The following is a 6,448-nucleotide window of genomic DNA, read 5'->3' on the forward strand; positions in this document are numbered from 1 at the left end:
TATCGGGGCCAAAAAAACCAATTTCAAAATACAAACGAAACTAAATGAAAAACATTGCCATCATCATGGGCGGCTATTCCAGTGAATACAAAATTTCACTTATTAGCGGTAACGTAGTTTACAAATTCTTAGACCAGACTAAATACAACGGTTTCCGAATCCATATTTTTAAAGAAAAATGGGTATATGTGGATGATGCTGACAATGAATTCCCAATAGACAGAAACGATTTTTCCGTATCCGTTAACGGAAATAAAATTATCTTTGACTGTGTCTTCAATGCCATTCACGGAACTCCGGGAGAAGATGGTTTAATGCAGGCTTATTTTGAATTATTAGGTATTCCGCAAACTTCCTGCGATTATTACCAGGCCGCATTAACTTTTAACAAACGAGATTTATTGTCGGTTTTAAAACCATATGGAATCAAAACTGCTATTTCATATTATTTAAATAATGGTGATGCCATCAACACTACCGAAATTATCAACAAAGTAGGACTGCCCTGTTTTGTAAAACCCAATAAAGCGGGTTCCAGTTTTGGAATTTCTAAAGTAAAAACCGAAGCAGAACTGCCTGTGGCTATCGAAACTGCCTACAAAGAAGATAACGAAATTATCATTGAAAGTTTCCTTGACGGAACCGAAGTTTCTGTTGGTGTCATTAATTATAAAGGGGAAATTATTGTCTTGCCTATTACCGAAATCGTTTCTGAAAATGATTTCTTTGATTACGAAGCCAAATATCAGGGAAAATCTCAGGAAATTACACCCGCCCGACTTTCGGACGAAATGACTCAAAAAGTGGGAACCATTGCCAAACGTGCTTACGAAGTATTGAAAATGAAAGGATTCTCCCGTTCTGAATTTATCATCGTTAACGGAGAACCACACATGCTCGAGATGAATACCATTCCGGGATTAACCACCGAAAGTTTGATTCCGCAACAAGCTGCAGCGGCTGGAATTTCATTAACTGATTTGTTTACGAATGCCATTGAATTGGCATTAGCTTAATATTTTTACCGCAGATTTAAAGGATTAACACAAATTAATCTTTTAATCTGTGGTTTTATTTTTCACCCACCAATTATCTCATTGTAAGTGATAGCTTGGCAATCTCATCCAGTAAATCAACAAGTATTCAAACTGTTTATTTTTCTTTTAAGGTACATTACAAATCTGACTAATAAACTAATTATTTCATTAACTTTGTGAAAAGTGAAACAATATGATTGATTACAAACAATATATCACCATAAATTCTGAAACCCGATTTGGAAAACCCACAATCATCGGCACCAGAATTACCGTTTTTGATGTTTTAAATTGGTTAGCAAACGGAATGTCTTTTGAAGATATTATTGAAGATTTTCCGGAACTTAACGAAAACCAAATCAGAGCCTGTCTTTCCTATGCTGCCGATAGAGAACACAAAATCCAAATTGCATCGTGAAACTATTATTCGATCAAAATATTTCTTTTAGAATTATTTCCAAAATTGAAACTGATTTTCCTGAAGCAAAACAAGTCAGACAACTTGGAGTTGAAAATTACTCTGATATAGAAATTTGGGAATTTGCAAAAAATAATCAATACACCATTGTAACATTCGATGCTGATTTTTTTGATTTATCTAACTTAAAAGGACATCCTCCTAAAATAATTTGGTTTCGCTTTGGCAATACAAAAACTGAGTTTTTAGCTAACATTATCAATTCAAAAAAACAAATTATAGAAGAATTTATCAACGCTGACAGCTATACTAAAATAGCCTGTTTAGAAATTAAATAGACAAAAACCACGAAGATTTCGTGGTTTTTGTATTTTAAAAGAGTATGGTTTTAAAAAATAGTTACCCTATTTTTGACATCCTAACAAAGAATTATCCGAGCAATAGCGAACTGGTGAAACAATCTCATTCAGTAAATCAACAAGTATTCAAACTGTTTATCCCAGCTTCAGGAGCAGGAAAAGCTCCTCTAAAATATCCTTTCCCAGTTAAAAATCTTTGTACCTTAGCAACTCCGAATAACTTTAAAAATCATGAAAGAAATTTTTGAATGGAACAGAGTATTGTTTAACGATTTACCGCTGAGTTTTCTGTGGGAAGTACTATTTCGTTCCACTGTAATGTTTTTAATTTTATTAATCACTTTAAAATTAGCAGGGAAACGGGGAGTAAAACAATTATCTATTTTTGAAACTGTGATTATTATTGCTCTGGGTTCGGCAGCCGGCGACCCCATGTTTTATGAAGATGTAGGTATTGTTCCGGCAGCATTAGTCTTTCTGGTGATAATTTCATTATACCGTCTGGTTACCTGGCTTACAGCAAAAAGTAAAAAATTTGAAGAACTGATTGAAGGAAAAACCCAGTGTCTTATTAACGAAGGAAAGTTTTCTATTCATCGTTTTAAGAAAGAAAGTCTGGCGCAGGATGAATTTTTCTCAGAACTCCGTGTTAAATCTGTTGAGCATTTGGGGCAGATTGAAAAAGCCTTTATAGAGCCTAACGGTGATATCAGTATCTTTTATTATGCAGAAAATGAGGTGAAATACGGTTTGCCCATTTTACCCGACCTTTATCATAAAAAATCAAAAACAATTCCGAAACCAGGTATTTATGCCTGTACCTTTTGCGGAAACATACAAGAATTGAATCATCAGACTGTCTGTTGCGAAACCTGTAATAAAAAGGAATGGGTGACTGCCATAAAAACCATCCGGAGAGCCTAACGTTATTCTCTCCTATTTTAACACTGAATCTTATAAAAATGAAAAAAGCCATATTTCCGGGATCTTTTGATCCGATAACCTTAGGTCATGAAGACATCATCAAACGAGGAATTCCTTTATTTGATGAAATTGTGATTGCCATTGGGGTAAATGCCGAAAAAAAATACATGTTTCCTCTGGAAGAAAGAAAACGTTTTATTGAAGAAACTTTCAAGAATGAACCTAAAATTTCGGTGATTACTTATGAAGGTTTGACGATTGACCTGTGCAAAAAAATTGGCGCAAATTTTATTCTGCGTGGTCTGCGTAACCCTGCCGATTTTGAATTCGAAAAAGCCATCGCACATACTAACCGTCATTTATCTAAAATAGAAACTGTGTTTTTATTAACAGCAGCAAGCACTTCTTACATTAGTTCCAGCATTGTACGTGACGTACTAAGAAATGGTGGCGAATACGAAATGCTGGTTCCAAAAGCGGTAAGAGTGAAGTGAAGTTAGAGGTTGGGAAGTTGGAAGTTAGGAGTTTGCTGCTAAGACTATTTTAAAACTACTGACCAAATACTAAGGACCAGGTACTATGAACTAGGTACTAATAACTAAAAACCGTACTTTCGCCAAAAAAATATTGTAATCAAAAATGAGCATAGACAGAGAATTAAACAAACGCAGTGGTGGCAAATGTGAACTTTGCGGTGCAACGGAAAACCTAAAAGTGTACGAAGTGCTTCCTGCAAAAAAAGGCGGAATTGACGAAGCTATTATGGCTTGTTCTGTTTGCGTGGACCAAATAGAAAATCCGGGTAACGAAGATTTAAACCACTGGCGCTGTTTGAATGACAGTATGTGGAGCGAACACTCTCCGGTGCAAGTGGTAGCCTGGAGAATGCTAAGCCGTTTGCGTAGTGTTGGCTGGCCTCAGGAATTACTGGATATGATGTATCTTGAAGAAGATGTTCTGGAATGGGCAAAAGCAACCGGCGAAGGCGAAGATGACGAAAACAAAATTGTTCCCCGCGACAGTAATGGCGTAATTTTAGAACACGGAGACTCTGTCGTTTTAATCAAAGACTTAAAAGTAAAAGGTTCCAGCATGGTAGCCAAACAGGGAACTGCTGTTAGAAACATCCGTTTAGACCACGAAAATGCCGAATATATTGAAGGAAAAGTAGATGGTCAGCAGATTGTTATCATTACGCAATACGTGAAGAAAATCTAGTTTATAGTACCTAGTAATTAGTGATTAGTAACTAGTTTCTTTTTAAGAGCAATAAAAAAAATAAATCGTCAACAACTAGCTGTTGACGATTTATTTTTTTTATTGCTAATCACTTTTTACTAATCACTAATTACTAGGTACTATTCACTCAACATCTTTCTTAATCACATTTCGGGCCACCTGGATTTTATACTTCTTGCCTTTCATTTTTTCGTCCTGGATGTTGCGCAATAAGTCTTTTACTTTGCTGAATTTTACGGCGGCAAACGAAATAAAATCTTTTACTTCTATCAAACCTAAATCGCCTTTTTCCAGTTTTCCTTTTTGGGAAAAGAAACCCACGATATCAATTTTATTCAGCTTATTTTTCTTTCCGCCACTAATATAGATGGTTTGGAATTGAGGCGCTTTTGGCAACGATTTGGCGTTTTCTACTGAAAGAACCGGAGTGTTTTCATAATCTACATAATCCATTTTTTTCTCAGATTCATGTACTATTAAATAAGCTGTTCCCGTAGCCGTCATACGTGCTGTACGTCCGTTTCTATGGGTGAATTCGTCTTCTTTTAACGGTAAATGGTAATGAATTACGTGATTCATTTCAGGAATATCGAGTCCGCGGGCGGCTAAATCGGTCGTGATTAAATAACTGACACTTCCGTTTCTAAACTGAATCAGCGCGCGTTCGCGTTCTTCCTGATCCATTCCGCCGTGGTAATACGTAGAATAAATACCTTTTTCGTTCAAAGTATCGCTGATGCGTTCGGCAGCGTCACGGTGGTTGCAAAAAACAATTGCCGATTCCGATTGCAACGAACAAAGCAACTGAAACAACGTATGGAGTTTGTCTTTTTCTTTAGAAACAACTAATTGGGTCGAAAGATTCGATGCTTGCTCATTCTCCGGAATAAAATCTAAGATTGTTGGGTTCACCACACGGGTGTATTTGGGAATCTCAATATCTGAAGTTGCTGAAACCAGCACACGTTTGTTTACTTTGGATAATTTTCCAATAATAAAAGACATTTGCTCGTGGAATCCGAGTTGCAACGATTTATCAAACTCATCTAAAACCAGCGTCTGGATTTTATCGACTCTGAAAGTTCCCCGCTCGATATGATCAGCGATTCTTCCCGGCGTTCCTATCAAAACGGCAGGCGGATTGCTTAAGTTCTTAATTTCGGTCTCAATCGAATGTCCGCCGTAGCAGACATTTACTTTGTAATCAGTTCCCATTTTTTTCCACACCTGTTCAATCTGCAATCCTAATTCGCGTGAAGGCACCAGAATTAAACATTGCACCGAAAGAAATTCCGGCTGTAACATCTCTAAAACAGGTACTAAAAAAGCGAGTGTTTTTCCCGAACCTGTAGGCGATAAAAGCAAAACATTAGAATCATTTAAGATGGTTTCCTGTGCTGCCTGTTGCATTTCATTCAGGCTGTCGATGCCTAAATTTAAAAGTATATTGTTGGAATGTTGTTTCTTATTCATCCGGCAAAGGTAATTAAAAAGTTCTCAGCATGAAGAGTAGGATTTTAGTAGAAATTAAATGGAATGGTTTGGAACAATATCAATTCCATACTCTTTCGCCACAGCTAACGAAACGAAACCTTTACTAGACATTCCTGTTTTTAATACGTTTGAATTAAAACGTCAGTCGGTATATGAAGTTTTTCGTGTAATTGTCTAATCATTTCCAAAGAAAGCTTTCTTTTGCGGTTTAAAATCTCACTTGCACGACTTTTAAGACCTACAATATTTGCTAAATCATTTTGATTGTACCCCATTTGCTCCATTCTAAATTTAATCGCTTCAATGGGATCTGGTAAACTGATAGGAAATTTTTCATTTTCATATTTGTCAATTAAAATACCGAGTACCTCGAGTTCATCTCCTTCAGGAGAGCCATTTTTTGCATCAAAGATTATTTCAAGCCTTTGTAAAGCTTGATTGTAATCGCTTTCTGTTTTTATAGGTTTAATTTTCATACTTTTTAATTTTCATACTTTTTAAATTTCATTTGCATTAATCTTGTCATATTCTGCATGTGTTCCAATAAATCGAATCCAAATCATTTGATATTCATAAGTGACCTTAACGATTAATCTATAATTATTTCCTTTAATATTGAAAACTATTCTATTATCGTTTAATATACTAGCACTTGGATAATCTAATTTTATTTCGTGTGGATTTTTCCATTCAGCTGTACTTGCTTCCTGAAACCATGATTTTAATTGTTGTTCACAATCACCATGTATCTCCCAAAAATCTCGCAATATTTTTTTAGCTACTACTCTCAAATTTACTGATTTTTTTCAAAGATAATAAAAAAGTTCCCAAAATGGGATTTTATTTTATATGTCAATTTTCTGAAATTACAATTTCTGTTTTTCAACAGTCATTTAATTTATTATTATTATTATTATTATTATTATTATTATTATTATTATTATTATTATTATTATTATTATTATTATTATTATTAT

General features: G+C 35.1%; 9 protein-coding genes. 6 read left to right on the plus strand and 3 right to left on the minus strand.

The genetic code is table 11. From position 1 onward, the window contains the following. Positions 1-44: 44 nt before the first annotated feature. The 6 genes from ABS764_RS14390 to ABS764_RS14415 all read left to right on the plus strand — a co-directional run bounded on the left by ABS764_RS14390 (position 45) and on the right by ABS764_RS14415 (position 3,956). Positions 45-1,016 carry a D-alanine--D-alanine ligase gene (locus ABS764_RS14390; protein WP_408082489.1) on the plus strand — a complete coding sequence of 324 codons (972 nt, stop codon included), beginning with the start codon at positions 45-47 and terminating at the stop codon, positions 1,014-1,016. 214 nt (positions 1,017-1,230) lie between these two features. Continuing rightward, on the plus strand, positions 1,231-1,455 hold the full coding sequence (locus ABS764_RS14395; RefSeq protein WP_026714493.1) for a DUF433 domain-containing protein: 225 nt from the start codon (positions 1,231-1,233) through the stop codon (positions 1,453-1,455). Then, positions 1,452-1,793, plus strand: coding sequence for a DUF5615 family PIN-like protein (locus ABS764_RS14400; RefSeq protein ID WP_408082490.1), 342 nt, complete (start codon positions 1,452-1,454; stop codon positions 1,791-1,793). The genes ABS764_RS14395 and ABS764_RS14400 overlap by 4 nt, the downstream gene beginning before the upstream one ends. Before the next feature lie 252 nt (positions 1,794-2,045). Next, a complete protein-coding gene (locus ABS764_RS14405; protein WP_408082491.1) occupies positions 2,046-2,738 on the plus strand; it encodes a DUF421 domain-containing protein in 693 nt (230 codons plus the stop codon). A gap of 38 nt (positions 2,739-2,776) precedes the next feature. After that, complete coding sequence (coaD, locus tag ABS764_RS14410) at positions 2,777-3,232, plus strand: pantetheine-phosphate adenylyltransferase (RefSeq protein ID WP_073246388.1); 456 nt, start codon at positions 2,777-2,779, stop codon at positions 3,230-3,232. Positions 3,233-3,377: 145 nt separating this feature from the next. Beyond that, positions 3,378-3,956 (plus strand): PhnA domain-containing protein, encoded by a 579-nt coding sequence (locus ABS764_RS14415; protein WP_408082492.1) that lies wholly within the window; start codon positions 3,378-3,380, stop codon positions 3,954-3,956. Between the two features lie 144 nt (positions 3,957-4,100). Here ABS764_RS14415 and ABS764_RS14420 read toward each other — a convergent pair whose 3' ends face one another. The 3 genes from ABS764_RS14420 to ABS764_RS14430 form a co-directional block, all read right to left on the minus strand. Further along, positions 4,101-5,450 (minus strand): DEAD/DEAH box helicase, encoded by a 1,350-nt coding sequence (locus ABS764_RS14420; protein WP_408082493.1) that lies wholly within the window; start codon positions 5,448-5,450, stop codon positions 4,101-4,103. A 140-nt stretch (positions 5,451-5,590) separates the two neighbouring features. After that, positions 5,591-5,947, minus strand: a complete 357-nt coding sequence (locus ABS764_RS14425; RefSeq protein WP_408082494.1) for a helix-turn-helix domain-containing protein — start codon at positions 5,945-5,947, stop codon at positions 5,591-5,593. Between the two features lie 21 nt (positions 5,948-5,968). After that, complete coding sequence (locus ABS764_RS14430; RefSeq protein ID WP_408082495.1) at positions 5,969-6,262, minus strand: type II toxin-antitoxin system HigB family toxin; 294 nt, start codon at positions 6,260-6,262, stop codon at positions 5,969-5,971. Positions 6,263-6,448 lie beyond the last annotated feature (186 nt).

It is taken from the genome of Flavobacterium plantiphilum (genome assembly GCF_046000495.1).
GTDB lineage: Bacteria > Bacteroidota > Bacteroidia > Flavobacteriales > Flavobacteriaceae > Flavobacterium > Flavobacterium plantiphilum.

Coding starts and splice junctions, on each gene's coding strand:
- ABS764_RS14390 (WP_408082489.1), top strand. CDS start 45: ATGAAAAACATTGCCATCATCATGGGCGGCTATTCCAGTGAATACAAA.
- ABS764_RS14395 (WP_026714493.1), top strand. CDS start 1,231: ATGATTGATTACAAACAATATATCACCATAAATTCTGAAACCCGATTT.
- ABS764_RS14405 (WP_408082491.1), top strand. CDS start 2,046: ATGAAAGAAATTTTTGAATGGAACAGAGTATTGTTTAACGATTTACCG.
- coaD (WP_073246388.1), top strand. CDS start 2,777: ATGAAAAAAGCCATATTTCCGGGATCTTTTGATCCGATAACCTTAGGT.
- ABS764_RS14415 (WP_408082492.1), top strand. CDS start 3,378: ATGAGCATAGACAGAGAATTAAACAAACGCAGTGGTGGCAAATGTGAA.
- ABS764_RS14420 (WP_408082493.1), bottom strand. CDS start 5,450: ATGAATAAGAAACAACATTCCAACAATATACTTTTAAATTTAGGCATC.
- ABS764_RS14425 (WP_408082494.1), bottom strand. CDS start 5,947: ATGAAAATTAAACCTATAAAAACAGAAAGCGATTACAATCAAGCTTTA.